18 protein-coding genes and 1 tRNA gene are annotated in these 21,997 nt (G+C 41.8%); 4 read left to right on the top strand and 15 right to left on the bottom strand.

The features are described from left to right. Positions 1-463 precede the first annotated feature (463 nt). Entirely contained in the window at positions 464-2,008 is a 1,545-nt protein-coding gene (locus LU293_RS02580) for a pyridoxal phosphate-dependent decarboxylase family protein (RefSeq protein ID WP_242748370.1), read from the top strand. 48 nt (positions 2,009-2,056) lie between these two features. Here LU293_RS02580 and LU293_RS02575 read toward each other — a convergent pair whose 3' ends face one another. Further along, entirely contained in the window at positions 2,057-3,313 is a 1,257-nt protein-coding gene (locus LU293_RS02575; RefSeq protein ID WP_242748368.1) for an aminotransferase class V-fold PLP-dependent enzyme, read from the bottom strand. 788 nt (positions 3,314-4,101) lie between these two features. Between LU293_RS02575 and LU293_RS02570 the strand changes: the two genes are divergently transcribed. Next, complete coding sequence (locus LU293_RS02570; RefSeq protein WP_242748366.1) at positions 4,102-4,488, top strand: hypothetical protein; 387 nt, start codon at positions 4,102-4,104, stop codon at positions 4,486-4,488. A gap of 67 nt (positions 4,489-4,555) precedes the next feature. Here LU293_RS02570 and LU293_RS02565 read toward each other — a convergent pair whose 3' ends face one another. The 4 genes from LU293_RS02565 to LU293_RS02550 form a co-directional block, all read right to left on the bottom strand. Further along, positions 4,556-6,580: a BCCT family transporter gene (locus LU293_RS02565; protein ID WP_242748364.1), complete on the bottom strand. Its 2,025-nt coding sequence runs from the start codon at positions 6,578-6,580 to the stop codon at positions 4,556-4,558. A gap of 698 nt (positions 6,581-7,278) precedes the next feature. Next, the gene (locus LU293_RS02560) at positions 7,279-8,781 is read right to left on the bottom strand and encodes a tripartite tricarboxylate transporter permease (protein WP_242748361.1); all 1,503 of its coding nucleotides are present in this window, start codon (positions 8,779-8,781) and stop codon (positions 7,279-7,281) included. A gap of 4 nt (positions 8,782-8,785) precedes the next feature. Then, complete coding sequence (locus LU293_RS02555) at positions 8,786-9,238, bottom strand: tripartite tricarboxylate transporter TctB family protein (protein ID WP_242748359.1); 453 nt, start codon at positions 9,236-9,238, stop codon at positions 8,786-8,788. Between the two features lie 69 nt (positions 9,239-9,307). Continuing rightward, positions 9,308-10,321, bottom strand: a complete 1,014-nt coding sequence (locus LU293_RS02550; RefSeq protein ID WP_242748357.1) for a tripartite tricarboxylate transporter substrate binding protein — start codon at positions 10,319-10,321, stop codon at positions 9,308-9,310. A gap of 273 nt (positions 10,322-10,594) precedes the next feature. Here LU293_RS02550 and LU293_RS02545 point away from each other — a divergent pair, with 273 nt between their 5' ends. Further along, complete coding sequence (locus tag LU293_RS02545; RefSeq protein WP_242748355.1) at positions 10,595-11,350, top strand: sulfite exporter TauE/SafE family protein; 756 nt, start codon at positions 10,595-10,597, stop codon at positions 11,348-11,350. A gap of 7 nt (positions 11,351-11,357) precedes the next feature. On the opposite strand, the gene LU293_RS02540 is transcribed toward LU293_RS02545, so the two are convergent. The 10 genes from LU293_RS02540 to LU293_RS02495 form a co-directional block, all read right to left on the bottom strand. Continuing rightward, positions 11,358-12,230, bottom strand: a complete 873-nt coding sequence (locus tag LU293_RS02540; RefSeq protein WP_242748353.1) for a DMT family transporter — start codon at positions 12,228-12,230, stop codon at positions 11,358-11,360. A gap of 84 nt (positions 12,231-12,314) precedes the next feature. Beyond that, positions 12,315-13,772, bottom strand: coding sequence for an NAD-dependent succinate-semialdehyde dehydrogenase (locus tag LU293_RS02535; protein ID WP_242748351.1), 1,458 nt, complete (start codon positions 13,770-13,772; stop codon positions 12,315-12,317). A gap of 473 nt (positions 13,773-14,245) precedes the next feature. Next, a tRNA-Pro gene (locus LU293_RS02530) sits at positions 14,246-14,322 on the bottom strand. 59 nt (positions 14,323-14,381) lie between these two features. Beyond that, complete coding sequence (locus tag LU293_RS02525) at positions 14,382-14,828, bottom strand: Mpo1 family 2-hydroxy fatty acid dioxygenase (RefSeq protein WP_242748349.1); 447 nt, start codon at positions 14,826-14,828, stop codon at positions 14,382-14,384. A gap of 105 nt (positions 14,829-14,933) precedes the next feature. Next, a complete protein-coding gene (nqrF, locus tag LU293_RS02520; protein WP_242748347.1) occupies positions 14,934-16,169 on the bottom strand; it encodes an NADH:ubiquinone reductase (Na(+)-transporting) subunit F in 1,236 nt (411 codons plus the stop codon). Between the two features lie 20 nt (positions 16,170-16,189). Continuing rightward, positions 16,190-16,798, bottom strand: a complete 609-nt coding sequence (gene nqrE / locus LU293_RS02515) for an NADH:ubiquinone reductase (Na(+)-transporting) subunit E (protein WP_242748345.1) — start codon at positions 16,796-16,798, stop codon at positions 16,190-16,192. Next, complete coding sequence (locus LU293_RS02510) at positions 16,798-17,460, bottom strand: NADH:ubiquinone reductase (Na(+)-transporting) subunit D (RefSeq protein ID WP_242748344.1); 663 nt, start codon at positions 17,458-17,460, stop codon at positions 16,798-16,800. Before LU293_RS02510 ends, nqrE begins: the two co-directional genes overlap by 1 nt. Positions 17,461-17,462: 2 nt before the next feature. Next, a complete protein-coding gene (locus tag LU293_RS02505; protein ID WP_242748343.1) occupies positions 17,463-18,260 on the bottom strand; it encodes a Na(+)-translocating NADH-quinone reductase subunit C in 798 nt (265 codons plus the stop codon). Continuing rightward, positions 18,244-19,494, bottom strand: a complete 1,251-nt coding sequence (locus LU293_RS02500) for an NADH:ubiquinone reductase (Na(+)-transporting) subunit B (protein ID WP_242748342.1) — start codon at positions 19,492-19,494, stop codon at positions 18,244-18,246. Before LU293_RS02500 ends, LU293_RS02505 begins: the two co-directional genes overlap by 17 nt. A gap of 6 nt (positions 19,495-19,500) precedes the next feature. Further along, positions 19,501-20,850 (bottom strand): Na(+)-translocating NADH-quinone reductase subunit A, encoded by a 1,350-nt coding sequence (locus tag LU293_RS02495; protein ID WP_242748341.1) that lies wholly within the window; start codon positions 20,848-20,850, stop codon positions 19,501-19,503. Between the two features lie 381 nt (positions 20,851-21,231). Here LU293_RS02495 and hisA point away from each other — a divergent pair, with 381 nt between their 5' ends. Continuing rightward, positions 21,232-21,957, top strand: coding sequence for a 1-(5-phosphoribosyl)-5-[(5-phosphoribosylamino)methylideneamino]imidazole-4-carboxamide isomerase (hisA, locus tag LU293_RS02490; protein ID WP_242749620.1), 726 nt, complete (start codon positions 21,232-21,234; stop codon positions 21,955-21,957). Positions 21,958-21,997 lie beyond the last annotated feature (40 nt).

Below are 21,997 nucleotides of genomic sequence, written 5' to 3'. Positions count from 1 at the left end.
CACTTGATATTCGACAGATATGTCTGATGATTTTATGAGCTTTATTATATATTATAAAAGGTCGGTAAAGACAGTGATTTGTCAATTTGCTAGATTTTATAATGCAAAAAGTTATATTATCAAAACTTAAGATATTAGCGTGGCTCTTTGTTTAGATAGATGATAAAGCGATAAAGCTAAGTATTTTTATGTTCAAAAATAGACAAAAACATTATTGGTGTTAAACGCGTACAGTAAGGGTAAATTTATAAGTGAGTAAAGATGGTAAAATAATCATAGCCAATCAATTGTATTGAAAATTAAACGATTGGATTTTTATGAGTTCAAATTTTACAATTACAAATTTGATAATTACCAAGCTGCGTTCGTTGGTAAGTTTATTTAGCCATTTTTATGCCTATTTGCTTTTTTATTATTATAGGTTTATAAAATTTCATCTTCTTTATTAAAAAAGGAAAAGCCCATGCCAAGCCTATCTGAAAACCGACAAGCTTTATTTTGCAATGACTCTAAGTCCATTGCTGATTATAAAAAAAACATGAACACCGCCGTGCAAGCTGTCAGCGACTGGCTACAAAACGACAAAATGTACACAGGTGGTAGTATTAGACAATTAAGAGAAAAAATCGCTTTTAACCCAAACAAAGACGGCTTGGGGCTAGAAAACGCCCTAAACCGTGCGGTAGAGATTTTTTTGAACAACAGCCTAAAAGTCCATCACCCCCATTCACTCGCTCATCTTCATTGTCCAACCATGGTGGCAAGCCAAATTGCTGAAGTTTTGATTAACGCCACTAACCAGTCTATGGACTCGTGGGATCAGTCGCCAGCAGGGTCATTGATGGAAGTGCAGATGATTGACTGGTTACGCCAAAAAGCAGGTTTTGGGGTAGGAACGGCAGGCGTGTTCACGTCAGGTGGTACGCAGTCTAATTTGATGGGTGTGCTACTTGCTCGTGACTGGTGCATTGCCAAGCATTTTAAGAATGACAAAGGTGAACCGTGGTCAGTACAACGCCTTGGCATTCCTGCTGACGCTATGCAAAAAGTTAAGGTGTTATGCTCGCAAAATGCCCATTTTAGCGTACAAAAAAACATGGCGATGATGGGTATGGGTTTTCAATCGGTCGTTGCGATACCTGTCAATGACCATGCCCAAATGGATACGGCAGAGCTTGAACGCATTATGAGCGAATTGACCGATAAGGGTAACATCATTGCGTGCGTGGTGGCAACGGCAGGCACGACCGATGCAGGGGCGATTGATGATATCAAAGAAGTGCGTAAGATTACAAACGCCCACGGTGCGTGGCTACATATTGATGCGGCATGGGGTGGGGCGTTATTGTTGTCCAACCAATACCGTGATAAGCTCGCTGGCATTGAAGAGGCTGACTCTATCACTCTTGATTTTCATAAGCATTATTTTCAAAGCATTTCGTGTGGGGCGTTTTTACTAAAAGATGAACAAAATTACCGCTTTATGCACTATGAAGCAGAATATCTCAATTCTGCTTATGATGAAGAGCATGGCGTACCAAATTTGGTATCAAAATCATTGCAGACGACTCGCCGATTTGACGCTTTAAAACTGTGGCTTACCATTGAGGCTTTGGGTGAAACGCTTTATGGTGAGATGATTGACCATGGTGTGGATTTGACCTGTGAAGTGGCCGATTACATCAAGGCAAGTGATGAGCTTGAACTGCTTGTTGAGCCACAATTTGCGTCTGTGCTGTTTCGTGTTGTGCCAAAGGGCTATCCTGATGAGTTGATTGATAGCTTAAATCAGAATGTGGCAGATGAGCTGTTTGCCAAAGGTGAGGCAAATATTGGCGTAACTCGTGTGATTGATAATAACCGTGATGTACAGTCGTTAAAGATGACCACCTTAAGCCCAATTGCCACATTAGATAATGTCAAGGCGTTATTAGCTCAAGTGCTAGAGCAGGCAAACGCCATTAAAGATGATATTCAAAACGGAGTTTATACACCACCGATTGATTGATTATGAATTAAAAAACCGATTGAGTTTTAATTCAATCGGTTTTTTATGTTAAGGCAGTTGGTTGATTGCTAAGTCCATGATTTCAAATAGTTCATCAATCTCATCTACCGTATTATAATGCAGACAGCCAAGTCGCAATACCGCAGCTGTTGGAGATAGGCTTTCTACCAGCGTTTTGGCATAAAAATTACCACAACCAAGAGCAATGTTGCGTGTTCCTAGGTATTCACTGAGTGCAGCACCATTTTGGATTTTCCCATCTTTTACAAGGTTGAAGGCAAAAGTAGGTGTGCGATCATTTGCGGTGGTTTTACCGTACAGTTTTAAGTGGGGACGACGGGCAAAATGCTCTAAAATCCGCTTATTTAAAGTAAGCTCATGGGCTACTACGTTTTGGTAGGCAAGGCTTTTATTATCCTGTGTAAGGGCGGTAGATGGTGTATCAAATGCTAAGTTTGCCCAGTAGTTCATCATGGCGATAAAGCCTGCTTGAGCTTCAAAAGACTGCGTGCCTTGCTCCCAAGACATGGGGGCGATATTGGTGGCAGGCTCAACTTTATAGGGGTTTAAGTGTTGCAAATGTTCGTGTTTGGCGTACATCATGCCAAGATGAGGGCCGCCAATTTTATAAGCAGAAGCAAAAATAAAATCTGCCCCCATCTGTGCAGCGTTAACAGGTAAATGCACGATGGCATGAACCGCATCAACACTGACCAAAGCATTTACTGATTTGGCTTTATCAATGATGCGTTTGACATCGACGATTGTCCCAATGACGTTTGAGGCTAAAGTGACTGCTACCAATCGGGTTTTTTCATCGATTAAAGTATCTAGCATATTATAATCTAAGTCATTTTTATCGGCATTTAAAGCAATGGTGCGAACCTCTACGCCTTTATCGTGTGCTGCTCGCTCCCATGAAGAGACGTGCGAAAAGTGGTTTAGGCTACACACGACTATGTTCTCGCCTGCCTGCCATGTTTGAGCGATGGCACGACTGACGTTAAACATCAGACTTGTAGAATTTAGCCCAAAGACAATAGAATCGCTATCTGCACCAAGCCAAGTAGCTGCCTGCTGTCTTGCGGTACGGTTAATTTGTGTGGTGTTTTGCCCTGCATGGTTATGACCACCCATATTACTATTACCAAGGCGTAAATAATCACTGATGGCGTCAATGACGGTATTTGGCAGCTGTGAGCCGCCTGGTCCATCAAAGTACAAGGGTTTTTGTCCTGCATCATCCAAGCGTTGCAAGGCATCAAACTGAGCCCGAATATGATTTAACTGATTAGAGGTAAACATAAATTTCCTTAAGTTAAGTGCTGTTGTGGTGGTAAGATAGTTGCGTGATTATGTAATATGAGTCATCAATGCAAATAAGTTAAATTTTTAGTGCCTTTTGGGCTAGTTGCTATAACGGCACGCAACACCGCCCTGCAAGCGGACAGTGTTACCGCCTTGCACAAGCTATCACTTGCCAAAAGCCGGGTTACACTTACTTGACCATTAAAAATTAAACTTAGAATAACGACGAAAGGCAAATTCCTCATCTTTATATTTTCTAGACTTTAGAATATCAAAAAAAAAAAGACTGCAATTGGCTAATTAGTGTGCGGTCAATAGTGCCTGCGTGCAGACTAAAGCTGGCAGGGGAAGTTGCCATAAACATTCCTTGTCGGATTGATAAACTCGGTCAATTTATATCATAAAAAATAATTATAATCAACCAAATAAATAAGTTATTAACTTTAGGTAATATGATAAGAAAAATTTGATGAAATGACAATTGTTTTATTTGCATTGGTTAGTATTTATAAACCATTAAAAAAACATGATATCTGGCAGTATGTCAAGTGAAGATGTATTTATAATGATATTATTGGCTTTAGTTTTAGTTATTTATACTACCGTTATAGTTGTAAAACAAAGATAAAAATGAAAAATATTTGATTGATTGTTGATATGTAAAACGGCTTTGCTTGTCATGAACAAACAAAGGCAGTTTCTCAAAATATAAAGCATTTGCTTGATCTAAAAAAATTTGACAGTGTTATTGCGACAAGATTTTTTAAATGCTGATAATAGCACCTATGAAAGATTTTTTAATTGGCATAAGCTTAAAGATGATTACGAAAAAAGCCTTATTGATGGCTATGCTCAATATGTCGACGTTGTGTTTGATAAATACATATACAATTGTATCAATCCTAGCTTTATTCAAAGAATCTCTTAGCTTAATGATGGAAAAGTACCCAATAAAATATTTGTTGTGGGTGTGGATACAGATTGCTGTTTTAACTGTCGCAACCAGCTTGTTTGAATATAACATAAGACCTATGGTGCTAACCCATTATTGTGGCTTTAATGGCGGCAAGGTTTCTCACCAAGCGGGCGTGCAGTGCTTAAAAAGCTCGATTGGTGATAAGCAAATATTAGATATTAAAATTGATGAAAAAACAGACCTATCAGCCTTCTAAATACAAGCTATTATCATAAAAAAAGCAAGACTTTTAGCCTTGCTTTTTTATGACAATGATTGACCTATTATTCTGCCAAATTGCTTGCATCGTGCGACATAACATCTTGACCGACATCAGTCATCAGTGATAGATAGCGTTCATAGTGTTTTAAGATGTCGCTGATAAGCTCATTATGCGTCATATAATGTACTTCATAGCCTGTACGACCATCAAAGAAGTAGGTTAAAGGTTCATAACTTACCGTCTCTTGAATGTGTGGCAGGTTGCTGTCATGCACCATCTGTTCAGCAATCTCTCGGCGAACCGAACGAATACCATAGCTAAAATCACGCACCGTGTCTTGGTGGATAATCAGCTCGACTGCAGGCTCGTCTGCTTCAAAGAGTGTCTGAATTTCAACGCTTAGACCGTACTTATCGATAAGCTCAGTACGCAGCTCACGCATGGCAGGCAGGGCAGTGCCTTTTAAAAATTGTAAGATCTCTTTTTCGTCGCTTTGATTAAGCATGACATTTAGGCGTTCTCTCCACTTATCGCCTGTCCATGTGATGGAGCTTGTGGCAAAATCGCTACTAAAGTATTTGGTGTCAGCAATTAAGGCTATAAATAACGCTCCACACATCAGTAGCATAATCACAGCAAAGGGAAGTGCTACAATTAAGGTAACTGTCTGTAAAGTGCCTAATCCACCAAAGGCGATCAACACGATGGATACCACCGACATTAACACACCCCACATGATAGCTTGCCAAGCTGGAGAAGCCATTGATTTATCACGAGAGGCGATGTTATTTAGTACATAAATGCCTGAGTCAGCAGACGTAATAAAAAACAAGCCAATGCTAAGTAAAGCAACCAGACTGGTTAATCCAGATAAAGGCAATAAATCTAAGAAGCGGAACAGCAGTACTTCTGGCGTGCCAGTCAAAGCAGAGAGTGAGCCATCTGTAACGTTTGTATCAAGCCAAATGGCACTGTTACCAAATATGGTAAACCACAAAATACAAAAAATCGTAGGAATGCCAAGCACACCAAAAATAAACTCACGAATCGTACGCCCACGGCTGATACGTGCGATAAATAGACCGACAAATGGAGCCCATGAACACCACCATGCCCAGTACAGCACTGTCCAGCCATTAAACCATCCAGTGTTTTGCGGTTCGTAGACATAAGTTTTAAAGCTTAAGCGAACAAGGTTGCTAAAATATACGCCTAAATTATCATTAAATGCCCCTAGTAGGTACAGCGTAGGACCTGTGGCAAGCACAAACAGCAATAAGCAGATGGCAAGCACCAAGTTAATCTCGCTAAGCATTTTTACGCCTTTACCGACACCGCTGATGGCTGACAGCATTGCCAATATCATGACGACGATGATGACGATTAGCTGAAGCCCAAAGCTTGTTTCGCTTATCCAGCCCATCTCCACAAGCCCTGACCCCATCTGAGCTGAGCCAAAGCCAAGCGTTGTGATGATACCAAACAATGTAGCGGTTAAAGCAAGAATGTCAATGACATTACCTATACCGCCATTAATTTTGTCTTTTAGTAGTGGATAAAAGCATGAACGTAAGGCAAGCGGTAGCTTATAACGAAAGGCGAAATAAGCCAAAGCAAGTGCGATAACAGCATAGATAGCCCAAGCGTGCATCCCCCAGTGGAATGCGGTATGTAGTAGTGCTTGCTTACTCATCTCTTGGGTCGTGCCTGTTGTGATGTCTGAGCCAAAATGTGACAAAGGTTCTGCCACGCCAAAGAACATCAAGCCTACACCCATACCAGCGGCAAACAGCATGGCAAGCCATGAAAAAAAGCCAAATTCTGGACTTTCTTCATCTGTGCCAAGCTTAATATTGCCAAATCCACTGACTGCCAAGAAAAATAAGAAAAACAAAAAAAGCGATACTAAGAAGATATAAAACCAACTAAAGTTGGCAAAAATACCTGATTGAGCTTCGCTTAAAATAAAGCCCATTTGCTCAGGCAATAAAAGGGTGGCAGCGACCAGCACCACCACAAAAAAAATCGTCACTCCTGTTACAACAGGATTAAAGGACGACTTTTCATAAAAACGTTTTAAACTCATTGAAGTGTCCTAAAGTCGTTCGTTAAGTTAAAAAGTTTTTATCAAATACGCTTGCTAAATATGCAAAAAATAAACGTCATTTGATAAAAATTTTATTAAAATTCAAAGCCATAAGATGGGCTTAAGTTAACTAGCTTAACAAATTAGATACAATTTTTCAAATTTGATTTATTAGATAACAAGAATAATATCCAAGAAAAACCTTATAAATGATTGATATTTATAAGGTTAATTAATAAACATTTATTTACAATTTAATTAACGTTATGATTATTGTAAGTTATATCTCGGTAATAAAACCCCACATTAGTAGGGTGTTTTATTAGATGTGTGGTCTAGCAAGCGATTTTTACGCCCATACTGGCATGACATCAATTTGTGGCACACAGGGTAAAAATGAGCTTTTGATTATATGCTTGTATTAAGCAAGTTTTGATTGCTGACAAATACATCATAGATATGATTGCCAATGGTGTTTTGGGTGGTCTTAGGTCGTCAGTGCTAAAAATTAAGATATTGTCTTGGGTCTATACGGTGAGATTTAATCATGATAAAAACGCCTTACTACTAAAAGGTAAGACGTTTTTATTGTCAGATTGCTTATAAGATGCTGTGACACGCTTATAAGATTTTCCTTAAAAAACGCACCATTTTTCCTATCTAAATGACCAATTTCAAAGGTAGCGCGCTTTAACAGATTAGGTGATTTTCTTTGATTTTTTGCCAGTAACCAGACGATAGATGGGTAATAGCACCATCATAGCTGCTAAGCACCATAAAGCGATGGTGATTGGGCTGCCCCATAAAATACCAAGATCGCCTTGAGAGATGGATAGGGCGCGACGTAGGCTAGATTCCATTAGATTCCCTAGAACATAGCCTAAGATAAGAGCAGATAATGGAAAGTTTAGCTTACGCAAGAAATAGCCAAAAACACCCAGAGCAATCATTAGTATTAAGTCAAAAGTTGTGCTGTGAATAGAGTACACCCCCACAAAACTCACCGCTGCGATGGCGGGGATGAGAATGTAGTTTGGAATGTCTAAGAGCTTAGCAAAGAACTTCACGAGTGGTAAGTTAAGGGCTAATAAGATGATGTTACCAATGAATAATGATGCAATCAAACTCCATACAATATCAGGCTGTTCAGCAAATAACTGCGGACCTGGTGTGATATTGTATAGTGTTAATGCTCCCATCATAACAGCAGTTGTACCAGAGCCTGGCACGCCAAGAGTTAGCATGGGTATAAATGACCCGCACGCTGAAGCATTATTGGCGGCCTCTGGAGCGGCAATCCCACGTAAATCACCGTTACCAAACTTACCTGTTTCACCTGCGATTTTACGCTCGTTTGAATAAGTCATTGCACTGGCAATGGTTGCTCCTGCACCAGGCAGCACACCCACAACAAAACCAGTCAGACCGCTACGAACGATTGCCCCAAGACTAAAGACAAATTCTTTAAAGCTAAGTAAGCTACGTTTGCCCTGCTCAAGTGCCTTTTGACCTGTGGCAGTGTTTTCTAGCATGATGAGAATCTCACTAACGCTAAAAAAGCCAATAACAATGGTGGTAAATTGGATGCCATCTGCAAGATTAACCGAATCAAAGGTAAAGCGGTACACGCCTGTAACAGCATCTACACCGACCGTCGCTAGTACCAATCCTATTAAAGCTGCGACGCCTGTTTTGATTGGTGCATCACCGACTAGACCGCTAAGAGAAGTGATGGCAAACACCATAAGAACAAAGTATTCGGCAGGGCCAAATGATACTGCCCAGTTGGCTAGTAATGGAGCAAATAACACCACGCCAGTAATGGCAATCATTGAACCGATAAACGAGCTAAATGCAGATAAAGATAAGGCAATGCCTGCTTTGCCTTGCTTGGCAAGTGGATAGCCGTCAAGTGTGGACATGATGGCAGCAGCATCGCCTGGCACGTTAATGAGAATGGCTGAGATACGGCCACCATATTCACAGCCTAGATAGACAGCCGCAAGTAAAATCAATGCCGATTCAGGCGGCAAGCCTAAGGCATAAGCAATGGGTAGTAAAATTGCCACGCCATTGATTGGACCTAAGCCAGGAAGCATACCAACGATTGTACCGATAAAAGCACCAATAAGAGCAATGAGTAGGTTCTCAGGCGTCATGGCAATGCTAAAGCCATGCATTAAAAAATCAAAAGTTCCCATGAAATCATCCCACCAAAAATGCTAAAGGACCAGCGGGTAAGCTGACTTCAAGCGGTCCATTAAATAAGAAAAATGAAGCAATAGCAATCACCGCTGATGAAACAAAAGCCTTAATCCACGACCCACCAAATAAAATACCTAAAGCCCATGCCATGAGTGTTGTGGCAATGATATATCCAAGCACTTCAAATAATATAGCATATAAAGTCAGTGCAACCGTACACACTACCAAATGCTTGATGATGGGTGCAGATAGACCCATTTTTACTTTATCAGCGAATCGAGCTGGTCTTAAAGCGATAATGCCAGTCAGTATTGCTAATAAAACCAGCAACATAACTGGATAGGGGCGTGGTCCAATAGGGTCGTAGGCAATAGCAGCAGTATAACCCCATGCCATATACAGCATGATAAGACAGGTGCATGCCAATAATCCAGAAAAAATACGTTCTATCATGAATTTGCCTTAATTTTAAGCAAGGCAAGAAACCTTGCTTAAAATAAATTTTAGAGCGGGTTTGATAATCTATTTGTTTTCTACAAGATTAAACTCTTGAGATCTTTGACGTAGTGCTTCTGTTTCTTTATAGATGTACTGAGTAAGCTCATCACCTGTCATGGCAAATGGTAGAAGTTCACGTTGAGCACGCAGTTTGGCAAATTTTGGATCAGCAAGCATGGCGTCAAACTGGGCTTTCCACCACTGGTATGACTCTTCTGAGACATCTGGACCCATGTAGTAACCACGAATGACAGGCCACTGCACATCATAACCTTGTTCTTTTGCAGTTGGAATGTCTTTCATGCTTTCGCCTTCAAGTCGCTTATCGGCAAATACAGCAAGCACTCGTAATTTACCTGCTTCAACGTGCGGCATAACTTCAGCAATGCCTGCACTCACTGCTTGAATATGGTTACCAAGTACGGCAGTCACAGCTTCACCACCACCTTCCATTGCCACATATCCCATATCGTTTGGATTAATGCCAGCAGCTTTTGCGAGTAGGGCAGTTTGCATCCAGTCTTGGCCGCCGACACTACCACCTGCCCCAAAGGTGATGGATTTTGGATCTTTTTTAAGAGCATCAACAAGGTCTTGTAGGTTCTGATAAGGTGAATCGGCATTTACTGCTACCATGCCATAATCTGTGCCGACAGCAGCCAGCCATTTAACGTCTTTTTCGGTGAATTGACCAAATTTGCCTTGAGCTAGGTTTAAGATTGAACCAGTTGAAAAGGCAATAATCGCATCGCCATTAGCACGGTCGTTGGCAGCGATTTTGTTGTAGGCTACCGCACCCACACCACCTGGCATATAAGTCACACGCATTGGCTTATCTAGTAGGTCTAGATCTTTTAGACCAGATTGTGCAAGCTTACATGTCAAATCAAACCCACCACCCGGCTTAGCAGGAGCGATACATTCTGGGCGTTTTGGTGATGTGCCAACATCTGATTTTACGGCTTCATTCTTATCGCCACCACATGCTGTTAGTGCCAAAATAGATAAACCAAGCATTCCGTATTTAAGTGCTTTCATTGCATTTTCCTTAAAAATAAGGGTAAACCTTAGTGTTGATGGTTAATGTTTCATTACCAATGTTTAAAATTTTGCTAAATTAGGTAAGAAAACTGATTTTGTTTTGTAACTCAAAGTTAATCTAGTATTACAAAATCTGGTTATGATAAAAGAAAATAATGTAACTTACAATCAAAATATTATGTTTTAATCAAACAAGTGTGATAAAAGGTTTGTGTATCAAAACTATTGCTGATAAGATACTTTTTTCCAAAGAGTAAAGGAAATATTGCAATGTATGAGCAGAGTATCTGGACTGATTTGACCTTGTCTATAATCAATCTTTTCACTTCTGCTTTAGCAGGTATTACAGGTGTTGGCGGTGGGACTATCCTTATTGGACTCATGCCGATGTTTTTGCCTGCTTTTGCCATCGTACCAATACATGGGATAACCCAACTGTCTAGTAATGTTAGCCGTATTTGGTTTGGTCGTGATGAGATTGACTTTACTCATTTAAAACCATTTGTTATCGGTGCATTTACAGGTGTCATTGTTTTTGGGGTGTTGGTACGCTTTGTCCAGCTTGATTTGGTGCCACTGTTTATTGCGTGCTACATCTTACTAACGCAGCATTCAAGCCGCATTAATCAGCTGTTAAAAGGTATTGAAAACTTTTATTTAATTGGGTTTTTGCAGGTGGGCATAGGTATGTTTGTTGGAGCGCCTGGACCGCTACATATGCCAATGTTGCTTAAACTTTATGACGATAAAAGTGTTGCTGTAACTGTCGGTTCAATGATGATGACGGTGGTGCATACACTAAAGCTTATGGTGTATGTGTCAATGGGCTTTGCTTTTTGGCAGTATTGGCAATTAATTGGATTAATGGTGGCAGCAGCAGTATTTGGCTCGTATCTAGGCGTACGACTTCGCCATCGTCTGCCGATGACATGGTTAAAGGTGGCTATGCCGTGGATATTAACGGTCATAGCGATAAAAATTATCTGGGATAATGCTGTAAAGTTTGGCTGGTTTGTTTGGTATTAACAAGAAGTTATCCACGCATTCCTGCTAAAATCCCACTACAAATAATCAGACCAATGCCGATAAGCGATAGGATGTCTAACACTTCGTCAAACACAACAAATCCATATAAAGTTGATAAAAGCACGGTGCAGTAGCTTAGTGATGCCACCATAAATTTACGCCCAACCTTATAGGCGTGCGTCATCATCAGCTGGGCGGCGAGAGCAGTTATACCAATGCCAAGCACAAAGGGTAAGATTTCCCAAGTGATGATGGTCCAGCCTTGAATGGTGGTTGCGATGGCAGAAAGTACTGTCGCTACGAGTGCAAAATAAAACACAATCCGCCAAGACGGTTCACCAAGCAGTGATAGCTCTCGCACTTGCAAGTAAGCATATCCTGCCATTGCGCCGCTTGAGATGCCGATAATGGCAGGCGTGATACCGCTTGACATGATGGCAGGCTTTAGCAGTAAGACGATGCCACCAAAACCAATGACCAAAGCGAACCATGTCAAAGGGTGAGGACGCTGACCTAAAATAATCACCGACCACACCGCTAAAAATATCGCTGATGTGTAGTTAAAACTAATGGCGGTGGCAAGTGGTAAGTGACTAATGCCATAAAAAAACATCAAAACACTAATACCGCCAACCATGCTGCGATAAAAGTGAGCTTTTGGGTATTTGGTGTGAAAATTTCCGCCCGTCAAACCAGCGTGCAGCCCTAATACAAGTGTTGCAAAACCCATTCGCCAAAACGACAGTTCATAGCCGTGCATGGCAAATTTTTGGGCGGACATTTTAACCAAAACTCCCATCATGGTGAAGCAGACTGCTGCTGCTATCATCCATAAAGAACCAAGATAAGAGCCTGTGTGTGGGCTGGGCGACTTTGTCATATTTTACCAAAAGTAATTTTGCCTTGTCCGTCATGCAGCTTGGCATACTATGAATGGGCGAGCCAAAGGGCTTATAAAAGGTGGTTAGCTACCAATATCTATACACCAGTATTTGGTGGTGATGTATTCATCAATGCCGTATTTTGAGCCTTCACGCCCAAATCCTGACTGCTTAACCCCGCCGAATGGAGCAACTTCAGTGGAGATAAGCCCTGTATTTTGCCCAACCATGCCATATTCTAGCTGCTCGCACACACGCCACGCTCTGGCATGATTTTGGGTATAAAAGTAAGCCGCTAAGCCATAGATGGTATCGTTGGCTTGATGGATGACAGTTTGCTCATCATTAAAGGTGCGAATGGCAACAATCGGACCAAAGATTTCTTCATGACCGATATCCATCTGATCTGTGATGCCTGTGATGATGGTCGGCATAAAGCTAAGCGGTGAAGCTTGGTGTTTTTTGCCACCTTGCACTAATGTCGCCCCTTTATTTAGAGCGTCTTTTAAAAGTTGTTCAACCTTTGTAAGGGCGTCTTCATCAATCAATGGACCGATGTTAGTTGCCGTATTTTTGCCATCTCCGACTTGCAATTCATTAACCTTTTTGGTGAAAATTTCCAAAAAGGACTCAAGTATTTTTTCATGAATATAAATGCGATTGGCACAAACGCACGTTTGTCCTGCGTTACGAAACTTCGATGCGATCAGACCGTCTGCTGCTTTTTCCACATCGGCGTCGTCAAAAACGATAAAAGGAGCATTTCCGCCAAGCTCCAGCGAAAGCTTTTTAATGGTGCTGGCACATTGTGCCATAAGCTTTCTACCTACTTTTGTTGAGCCTGTAAAAGACAGCTTGGCAATACGTGGATCTTGAGTAAACACATCGCCAACCGTGCTACTGTTACCAGTAACAACTTGTAGCACGCCTTTTGGAATGCCCGCTTGTACGCTTAAGTAAGCTAAGGCAAGAGCTGAGTAAGGCGTTTTGGTTGCAGGCTTTACGATGATGGTACAACCTGCTGCTAGAGCAGGGGCGACTTTTCGGGTAATCATCGCTGCTGGAAAGTTCCAAGGGGTAATGGCAGCACAGACGCCAACGGCTTGTTTTAGGACGACGTGACGCTGAGTTGGTTTTTTGGCAAGGATAACATCACCATAGACACGCTTAGCTTCTTCAGCAAACCATCGAATAAAGCTATTGGCGTAGTCAATCTCACCACGAGACTCAGTGATGGGCTTGCCTTGTTCGGTCGTCATGATAAGAGCAAGATCATCGGCATTTTCATCAATTAAATCCGCCCAGCGATGCAGTGCCTTACTGCGTTCTTCGGCAGTTTTATTTTGCCACTCTTCTAAGGCATCTTGTGCATAGCCGACTGCTTGGGTGATTTGTTCTGTGGATAGGCTTGGCACAGTGCCGATGATATCACCGCTAAAAGGATTAATAACGTCTATGGTTTCGTTGTTATCGGCTTGTTGCCATTTGCCATTAATCAGGCAGCAAGTTTGGAAAAGATGGGGGTTTTTTAGTGTTTTCATAAGTATAAATATGTCTTTATTAAAAAGTATATTGTAGCATACTTTAGCCAGCTATGTTTGTTAGAGAGCTTTGTCTTGGTTTGGGTGGTTGGGTGTATTTAGCAGTAGTTTTGAGTCTTTTTTGACGGCCTATCACGAATACCAAAAGGACTAATTCTGATAAAGTAAAAGGCTTTTCGTATTTCTACAAAAGCCTTGAACTATTATTTGGTCAGCCATAAACCGCCCCCATCAGAATGCTTATCAGGACGGTTAGGCGTGCATTTTGTCGCTAGGCTGTAAGCGTTTAATGGCGGTATCTGTAAGGCTCATTGCTGGTATATTTTAAAAATAAACTACAATACCAACAATAATACCAACTTTTTTCATGGCTTGCAATAGATAATCATAGACAATCACGGATAACAAAACCGCTAAAACCCTAGAAATAACAAGGGCTGTCGCATGATTATGGACAGCCCTAGATTATTATATGGTCGGAGTGGCGGGATTCGAACTCGCGACCCCTTGCACCCCATGCAAGTGCGCTACCAAGCTGCGCTACACCCCGAATAGTTCTGATATTTTACTCGTATTTTATAAAATTGCAAGTGATTTTAGGTTATCTTTTTATGTTTCTTTGACAAGTTTGGGCATTGTTCTACTGACGCTAAGTGCTACCCAAGCAGGACCGATGAGCAAAAATTGTAAATCTTGAAAGAAAGAGGGCTTTGCTCCTTCTATCTTATGACCGATGAATTGACCAATCCACGCTAAAATAAAAATCATTATCCATATCCAAAGTGGCAATGCTAAAAGATGCACGATTGCGACACAAATCCCCATAAAAAATGCCATTGCCAAGAATAACGATTTAGATAACCGCAAATAAAACCAAAGCACCAATACGGCTGCAAACATCATCACAGCATAGTGAATCGCCATTAAAAAAGCAACAATGGTTAAAAAGATGATAGGCACACAAACAAAATGAATTTTTTTATTTGTGATATTTTTATGACTGACTGCATAATCGCTAAGCCAGCTATTTAGGCTCTTTTGGCTTTTTAGTAACATGACAACCTCCCTTTGTTTTTCTTGAAAGTGTAGCATAGCCTAAAAATAAAATAAATATCAAATTAAAAAACCACCCAAATCTTTTGGGTGGTCTTAAGCTTGGGATTAACCGCCAAAGTCGTCAAGCAAGATGTTTTCATCTTCTACGCCCAAGTCTTTGAGCATCTTAATGACAGCGGCGTTCATCACTGGTGGCCCACACATGTAGAATTCACAATCTTCAGGAGCAGGGTGATCTTTTAGGTAATTATCATAAAGCACGTTATGAATAAAGCCTGTATAACCTTCCCAGTTGTCTTCTGGCTGTGGGTCAGATAAAGCAACATGCCACTCAAAGTTGTCAAACTCTTCAGCAAGCCCATCGTAATCTTCTACATAGAACATCTCACGCTTAGATCTAGCACCATACCAAAAGCTGATTTTGCGGTCAGAATTTAGACGTTTTAGCTGATCGAAGATGTGCGAACGCATAGGAGCCATACCTGCACCACCACCGATAAATACCATCTCAGCTTTAGTGTCTTTGGCAAAAAACTCGCCATAAGGGCCTGACACGGTGATTTTATCACCTGGTTTTAGACTAAACACATAAGATGACATTTTACCTGGTGGAATGCCTTCAGGCCCACGTGGCGGTGGACTTGCGATACGAATGTTAAACTTGATGATGCCTTTTTCTTCTGGATAGTTTGCCATTGAGTAAGCACGAATCACAGGCTCATCTACTTTAGAAGTGTACTGCCATAGATTAAATTGATCCCAGTCTGGACGGTATTCTTCTGCAATATCAAAGTCTTTATAATGCACTTCATGTGCTGGTGCTTCTAGCTGTACATAGCCACCAGCACGAAATGGCACAACTTCGCCTTCAGGAATTTTAAGGGTCAGTTCTTTAATGAAAGTAGCAACGTTATCATTAGAGATAACTTCGCATTCCCATTTTTTAACATCAAAGAATTCAGGGTCAATCTCAACTTTCATGTCTTGCTTAACGGCTACTTGGCACGCCAAACGCCAGTTATCACGAATTTCACCTTGGGTAAAGTGTCCTTCTTCTGTCGGTAGGATTGAACCACCGCCTTCGGTCACTTGACAGCGACATTGCCCACAAGTGCCACCACCACCGCAAGCTGAAGATAAAAATACGCCTTCGCTGGCAAGTGTTTGTAGTAGTTTTCCACCAGCTGAAGTGGTGATGTTGTTTTCTGGATTGTCGTTGATGTTGATTGTTACTTTGCCTGAACTAACTAATCGTGAGCGTGCTACCAAAATGACAGCAACCAAGCTCATGATAATGGCAGTAAACATGGCAACACCGCCAAATGCTGTACCAAATTCCATGATACTTTACTCCTAATCAGTTATAGCGACATGCCGCCGAATGACATAAAGCCAAGCGACATCAGTCCTACAGTAATAAAGGTAATGCCAAGTCCACGTAAAGGAGCAGGCACGTCCGAGTATTTCAGCTTCTCACGAATCGCTGCCAGTAGTACAATCGCTACCGCCCAGCCAAGACCTGAGCTTAGACCATAAACGGCAGATTCAGCGATGGTGTAATCTCGCTCTACCATGAACAGTACGCCACCCATGATGGCACAGTTTACTGTGATAAGAGGTAAGAATACCCCTAAAGCGTTATACAGTGCAGGCATAAATTTATCAAGGAACATTTCCAAGATTTGCACAGTTGCTGCAATCAGTGCGATATAAGACAGCAGACCTAAGAAGCTTAAGTCCACATCAGGAAAGCCCGCCCAAGCAAGTGCACCGTCTTTTAATAAAAATTGGTACAGTATATTGTTTAATGGCACAACGATAGCCATTACAGCAATAACTGCCACGCCAAGACCGATAGCGGTAGGCACTTTTTTAGAGACAGCAATGAATGTACACATCCCCAAAAAGTAGGACAACGCCATATTTTCAATGAATACGGATGTGATAAATAAACTGATATAATCGCCCATTAGTGACCTCCCATGCCTTTAGATTGTGCCTTCATGACAAACTCGGCAGGCTCTTGTTGTGCTGGTTTCCAAATGCGTAAAATGGCGATGAATAAAGCAATCACAAAAAAAGCAGATGGCGGTAGTAGCAGTAAGCCATTTGGTACATACCAGCCGCCATCAGTCACTTTTTCTAGGATTTGAAAGCCAAATAACGACCCACTTCCTAGTAGCTCACGAATGGTTGCCACAAAGATGAGTACGGCAGAGTAACCTAGACCATTACCAATGCCATCAATAAAGCTTGGTACAGGTGGGTTGCTCATGGCGAACGCTTCAGCACGTCCCATCACGATACAGTTGGTAATAATTAGACCAATGAACGCTCCAAGCGATTTGGCAGTGTCATAAGCAACAGCTTGTAAGATTTGATCTACGATAATTACAAGTGAAGCGATGATTACCATTTGTACGATAATACGAATCGATGACGGAATTTTATTACGAATAATCGAAATAAAAAAGCTTGAAAATGCAGTTACCAATGTCAAGCCAATGCACATGACAAGGGCGTTTTGGATGCTTGTAGTAACCGCCAATGCCGAACAAATACCCAAAATCTGTAAAGCGATGGGGTTGTTGTTAATAATCGGCGTGGTTAAAAGACTTTTTTTGTCAGCCATAATTACGCTCCTTTACCGTACTTTTGGCGTAAGTTGTCCAAGAATGGCTTATAACCATCTTCGCCTAGCCAAAATTGTATCATGTTATTTACGCCACGCCCTGTAAGCGTTGCTCCGCTGATACCATCAATGTAGTTTTCTCGGCTATTACCTGCTTTTGTAATACCTGTGATAATCTGACCTTGGTCGTTATAGACACGCTTACCTACCCATGTATCACGCCACCAATCTTCTTCGATGAGTGCACCTAGGCCGGGAGTTTCTTTGTGTTGGTAAAAACTAACGCCTTTAATGGTATTCATATCACCTTCTAAGGTAACTAGTCCATAAATCGTACCCCATAGACCATAACCATAAAACGGCATGACGATAAGCTTAGGTGAGCCATCGGCAGCTCTTTGGATATAGACTTTGCCATATTTTGGCACACGCCCGATGCGTACGATGTCGTTTGTGAGCGTGCTACTCATGCTGGGTGTTTTGCTAGCTTTACCCATATCATAAGTTTCAACATTAATGCCTTGTGCCTGAATGACATCATCGCTAATAAACTCACCGGTCTGCATATCAATAAGCTTAATTTCGAAGTCTTTGATACGATCGACAACGACAGCATTGGTGTCAGTTGCTGGGTCAAATTGACCAGCAGCAACGAGTACGTTTTTATTTAAGTCTAATAAAGCGTTTTCGTTTTGTTTAGGCTTAAGACCTACGGCAACTGCCGCCACCATGACCGAACACACAAGACAAAGCACGAGGGCGGTCATTATTGTACTGGCGTTACTATTTTTCGCTGACATGGGCTAATCTCCGTGTTGCTTGGCGTTTGATGTTGGCTTGTGTGACAAAATAGTCAAATAGCGGTGCAAACAAGTTGGCAAACAAGATGGCAAGCATAATGCCTTCTGGGAATGCTGGGTTAATCACACGGATTACCACAGTCATAAAGCCGATAAGCAGTCCATAGAACCAGCGACCAGTATTCGTTTGAGCGGCTGATACAGGGTCGGTCGCCATGAATACCGCACCAAACATAAAGCCACCTAAAACCAAGTGCCAATGTGGTGCAAGGCTCATCATCGGATTTTCACTGCTGCCAAAGATATTAAAAACAAAGGCAGTCAGTACAAGACCGATCACAGCACCTGCGATAACACGCCAAGAGGCGATTTTAGTGATTAAAAGACCAGCCATGCCGATTAAGATAGCAAGCGTTGATACTTCGCCGATTGAGCCTGACATATTGCCAAAAAAAGCATCTGTCCAAGTGATGGCATTGCCATACGCATCGATAAATTGATCTGGTAGAATGCCAGTAGCTGCCTGACCAAGTGGTGTTGCACCACTATAACCATCTACTGTGTTTAGGCTTTTGACCGCTGTCCAGACTGTATCGCCTGACATATAAGCAGGGTATGCAAAATAAAGAAATGCACGACCTGCAAGAGCAGGGTTTAAGAAGTTTTTACCTGTGCCACCAAAGACTTCTTTTGCAACAACAACACCAAAGCTGATACCTAAGGCGACTTGCCAAAGTGGAATATCAGGTGGTAGTGATAAAGCGAACAGTACTGAGGTTACGAAAAATCCTTCATTAACTTCATGCCCGCGTACGACTGCAAAGATAACTTCCCAAATAATACCTACCACAAAGGTTACCGCATAGATGGGTAAAAACTGCATTGCACCATAGACAAAGCAGGCCAAAATGCTGTTTGGATCATAACCTACCAATGATGTGATGGCAGTACGCCACCCTTGTGCTTGTAGCCCATAATGAGCCATGGCAGTTAATGCCTGAAAGCCAGTGTTATACATACCCCAGAACATGACAGGGAAAGTACATAGCCAAACTGTAATCATGATGCGTTTAAGATCGATACCATCGCGCACATGAGAAGCACTGTGAGTTTGTGTGCCTGGCTGACGGAAAAATGTGTCAAACATCTCAAACACGGCGTAGTATTTTTCGTATTTACCGCCTTTGGTGAAGGACGATTCCATACGGTCAAAGATATTGTGAATAAATTTCATCTTTGGTTATCCTTCCATCTCAATGCGTGTTAAGTTTTCACGCAGAATGTCACCATACTCATATTTGCCTGGGCAAACAAAGGTGCATAATGCCAAATCTTCTTCATCAAGCTCTAAAGCACCTAAATCAACTGCTGTAATGATGTCTTCTACAATAAGTGCACGCAGAAGTTGAGTAGGTAAGTAGTCTTGAGGCATGACTTTTTCATAAGCACCGATAGGCACCATCGCACGGGGTGAGCCGTTCGTGCTTGTGGTCATAGTGAACTTTTTGCTCTTTGAGAATTTTGATAGATAAATTGGCATCTTAGAGAAGCGATTTAGCCCTAATGAGAAAAAGTGCAGGGCAGGGCGTTCACGACCTTCTGTTAGGACACTTACTTGAGTGTGGAAGCGTCCTAAGTGAGCCACAGTCAGCGAATATTGACGACCAGAAAGCACAGAGCCTGAGATGATGCGGTTATCTGTACCGATAAGTTCACCATCAGTAAGCTTTGATAGGTCAGCTCCACGGGTTGTGCGAATGTAGCGAGGGTTGGCAACAGATGGACCTGCCAAGCTGATAAGACGCTCGGTATAAAGCTTGCCTGTGGTAAACAGCTTGCCGATAGCAATCACATCTTGATAACCAATTGTCCAGACGCTAACACCACGACTTAATGGATGTAAAAAGTGAATATGCGTGCCTGCATTGCCTGCTGGATGAACACCAGTGAATTGGTGATATGTTGTTTCATTGGCAACTTTCACACGTGGCAATTCTACCTTGCCATGACAGACGTATGTCTTTGGCGACAGTGTAGATAGCACTGCCAAGCCGTCATTAAAGGCTTGTAGCTTATCACTGTCTTCAAGTACCGCTATAGGATCGATTGCCAAAGGGTTGGTGTCTGTTGCTGTCACAAAAATTGCAGACGGTATGTCTGTAATTTCTGGTGTACGGCTAAAAGGACGTGTGCGAAATGCAGTCCACTCACCAGAATTCACCAACTGGTGGACAACCGCTTCACGATTTAGCGTGCTTAGGCTATCGCTATCATAGGCACTAAATGTGATTTCGTCGATAATACTGTCGTCAATCTCAATGACTAGACTCTCAAAAACACGACGTGCACCACGATTAATGGCAATGACACGACCTGATGCAGGAGCGGTGTAGATCACGCCTTCACGTTTTTTGTCGGTAAAAACTGCCTGACCTTTGGCGACGATATCGCCTTCTTTGACGAGCATTGTAGGACGCATGCCAATATAATCGTAGCCGATTAGGGCGGCATGCGTGGGCGTATGTTCGCTGATGGTGCTTGACGGTTCGCCAGTAATTGGCAAGTCAAGACCTTTTTTGATGGTAATCATAAGCTAAATACTCTTAGTAAAATAACCATACCAGACTCCTGTTGGTACAACGGCGAACCGCATAAGAGCTTTAACGCTGACCTTAGACTCCTTAACAACACGTTAATGCTTGTGGTTACAGTGGCGACTGGCTACCCTTTTTGTTGCATTTTAAATGCACAAAATTTCATCTATCATACCATAAATTGCTATAAATTTGTAGGGTTTTTCATAAGGTTGCTAGAGATTAGCAAATTTGTAACCAAAGAAATGCAAAAATGGATACATTGGAAAATGCAAACCATTAAAAATTTGGCTAACAAATCTTATAAAAAGTTTGTTACAATGCCAAAATGATTTATTTGCGTGCTTTTATTTAATTTTAAGGAAACAATCATGTCTATGCTGATTATCCCTGCCATCGACCTAAAAGATGGTAAATGCGTTCGTTTAAAGCAGGGGCGAATGGAAGATGATACCGTATTTGGCGATGACCCGACCGCGATGGCGGTAAAGTGGGTTAATCAAGGGGCAAGGCGTCTGCATTTAGTGGATCTTAATGGGGCATTTGATGGCGTGCCTGTGCATAAATCTGTGGTGGCAGACATTGCAAAAGCCTGTCCAAACCTACCCATTCAGTTAGGCGGTGGCGTAAGAAGTCTAAGAACTATTGAAGAATATCTGTCAGTAGGATTAAGCTATATTATTATTGGCACAAAAGCAGTCGAAGAGCCTAAATTTGTGGAAGAAGCTTGCCGTGAATTTGGCGGTCATATTATGGTGGGCATTGATGCCAAAGAAGGCTTTGTGGCGACGCATGGCTGGGCGAATGTGACAGATGTTAAGGCAACTAAGCTTGCCAAACGTTTTGCTGATGCAGGCGTATCAAGCATTGTTTATACTGATATCGCTAAAGATGGCATGATGCAAGGGGTAAACCTAACGCAGACAGTTGAGCTTGCTAAGTCATGTGGTTTACCTGTCATTGCATCAGGCGGTGTTAGTCATCTTGATGATGTTAAGGCGTTAAAGCCTTACAGTGAGTATCTACTTGGAGCAATCACAGGGCGTGCCATTTATGAAGGCACGCTAGATTTGGCAGCGGCGCAGGCATTTTTGGATCTGTGATTAGATGTGTTTTTGAGTATCATCTTTGGCTTGTTTAAGT

Origin of the sequence: Moraxella nasovis, from assembly GCF_022701215.1 — a bacterium.
Taxonomy (GTDB): Bacteria; Pseudomonadota; Gammaproteobacteria; order Pseudomonadales; family Moraxellaceae; genus Moraxella; species Moraxella nasovis.
Note: the sequence above shows the minus strand (reverse complement) of the source record. Positions and strands in the feature narration are given on the sequence as shown.

Excerpts from the sequence above, each read along its gene's own strand:
- nqrF (WP_242748347.1), bottom strand. The coding sequence starts at position 16,169 with ATGGAATTTGGTACAGCATTTGGCGGTGTTGCCATGTTTACTGCCATT.
- LU293_RS02535 (WP_242748351.1), bottom strand. The coding sequence starts at position 13,772 with ATGAAAACACTAAAAAACCCCCATCTTTTCCAAACTTGCTGCCTGATT.
- LU293_RS02525 (WP_242748349.1), bottom strand. The coding sequence starts at position 14,828 with ATGTTACTAAAAAGCCAAAAGAGCCTAAATAGCTGGCTTAGCGATTAT.
- hisA (WP_242749620.1), top strand. The coding sequence starts at position 21,232 with ATGCTGATTATCCCTGCCATCGACCTAAAAGATGGTAAATGCGTTCGT.
- LU293_RS02545 (WP_242748355.1), top strand. The coding sequence starts at position 10,595 with ATGTATGAGCAGAGTATCTGGACTGATTTGACCTTGTCTATAATCAAT.
- LU293_RS02555 (WP_242748359.1), bottom strand. The coding sequence starts at position 9,238 with ATGATAGAACGTATTTTTTCTGGATTATTGGCATGCACCTGTCTTATC.
- LU293_RS02575 (WP_242748368.1), bottom strand. The coding sequence starts at position 3,313 with ATGTTTACCTCTAATCAGTTAAATCATATTCGGGCTCAGTTTGATGCC.
- LU293_RS02565 (WP_242748364.1), bottom strand. The coding sequence starts at position 6,580 with ATGAGTTTAAAACGTTTTTATGAAAAGTCGTCCTTTAATCCTGTTGTA.
- LU293_RS02580 (WP_242748370.1), top strand. The coding sequence starts at position 464 with ATGCCAAGCCTATCTGAAAACCGACAAGCTTTATTTTGCAATGACTCT.
- LU293_RS02495 (WP_242748341.1), bottom strand. The coding sequence starts at position 20,850 with ATGATTACCATCAAAAAAGGTCTTGACTTGCCAATTACTGGCGAACCG.
- LU293_RS02505 (WP_242748343.1), bottom strand. The coding sequence starts at position 18,260 with ATGTCAGCGAAAAATAGTAACGCCAGTACAATAATGACCGCCCTCGTG.
- nqrE (WP_242748345.1), bottom strand. The coding sequence starts at position 16,798 with ATGGGCGATTATATCAGTTTATTTATCACATCCGTATTCATTGAAAAT.
- LU293_RS02500 (WP_242748342.1), bottom strand. The coding sequence starts at position 19,494 with ATGAAATTTATTCACAATATCTTTGACCGTATGGAATCGTCCTTCACC.
- LU293_RS02570 (WP_242748366.1), top strand. The coding sequence starts at position 4,102 with ATGAAAGATTTTTTAATTGGCATAAGCTTAAAGATGATTACGAAAAAA.
- LU293_RS02540 (WP_242748353.1), bottom strand. The coding sequence starts at position 12,230 with ATGACAAAGTCGCCCAGCCCACACACAGGCTCTTATCTTGGTTCTTTA.
- LU293_RS02560 (WP_242748361.1), bottom strand. The coding sequence starts at position 8,781 with ATGGGAACTTTTGATTTTTTAATGCATGGCTTTAGCATTGCCATGACG.
- LU293_RS02550 (WP_242748357.1), bottom strand. The coding sequence starts at position 10,321 with ATGAAAGCACTTAAATACGGAATGCTTGGTTTATCTATTTTGGCACTA.
- LU293_RS02510 (WP_242748344.1), bottom strand. The coding sequence starts at position 17,460 with ATGGCTGACAAAAAAAGTCTTTTAACCACGCCGATTATTAACAACAAC.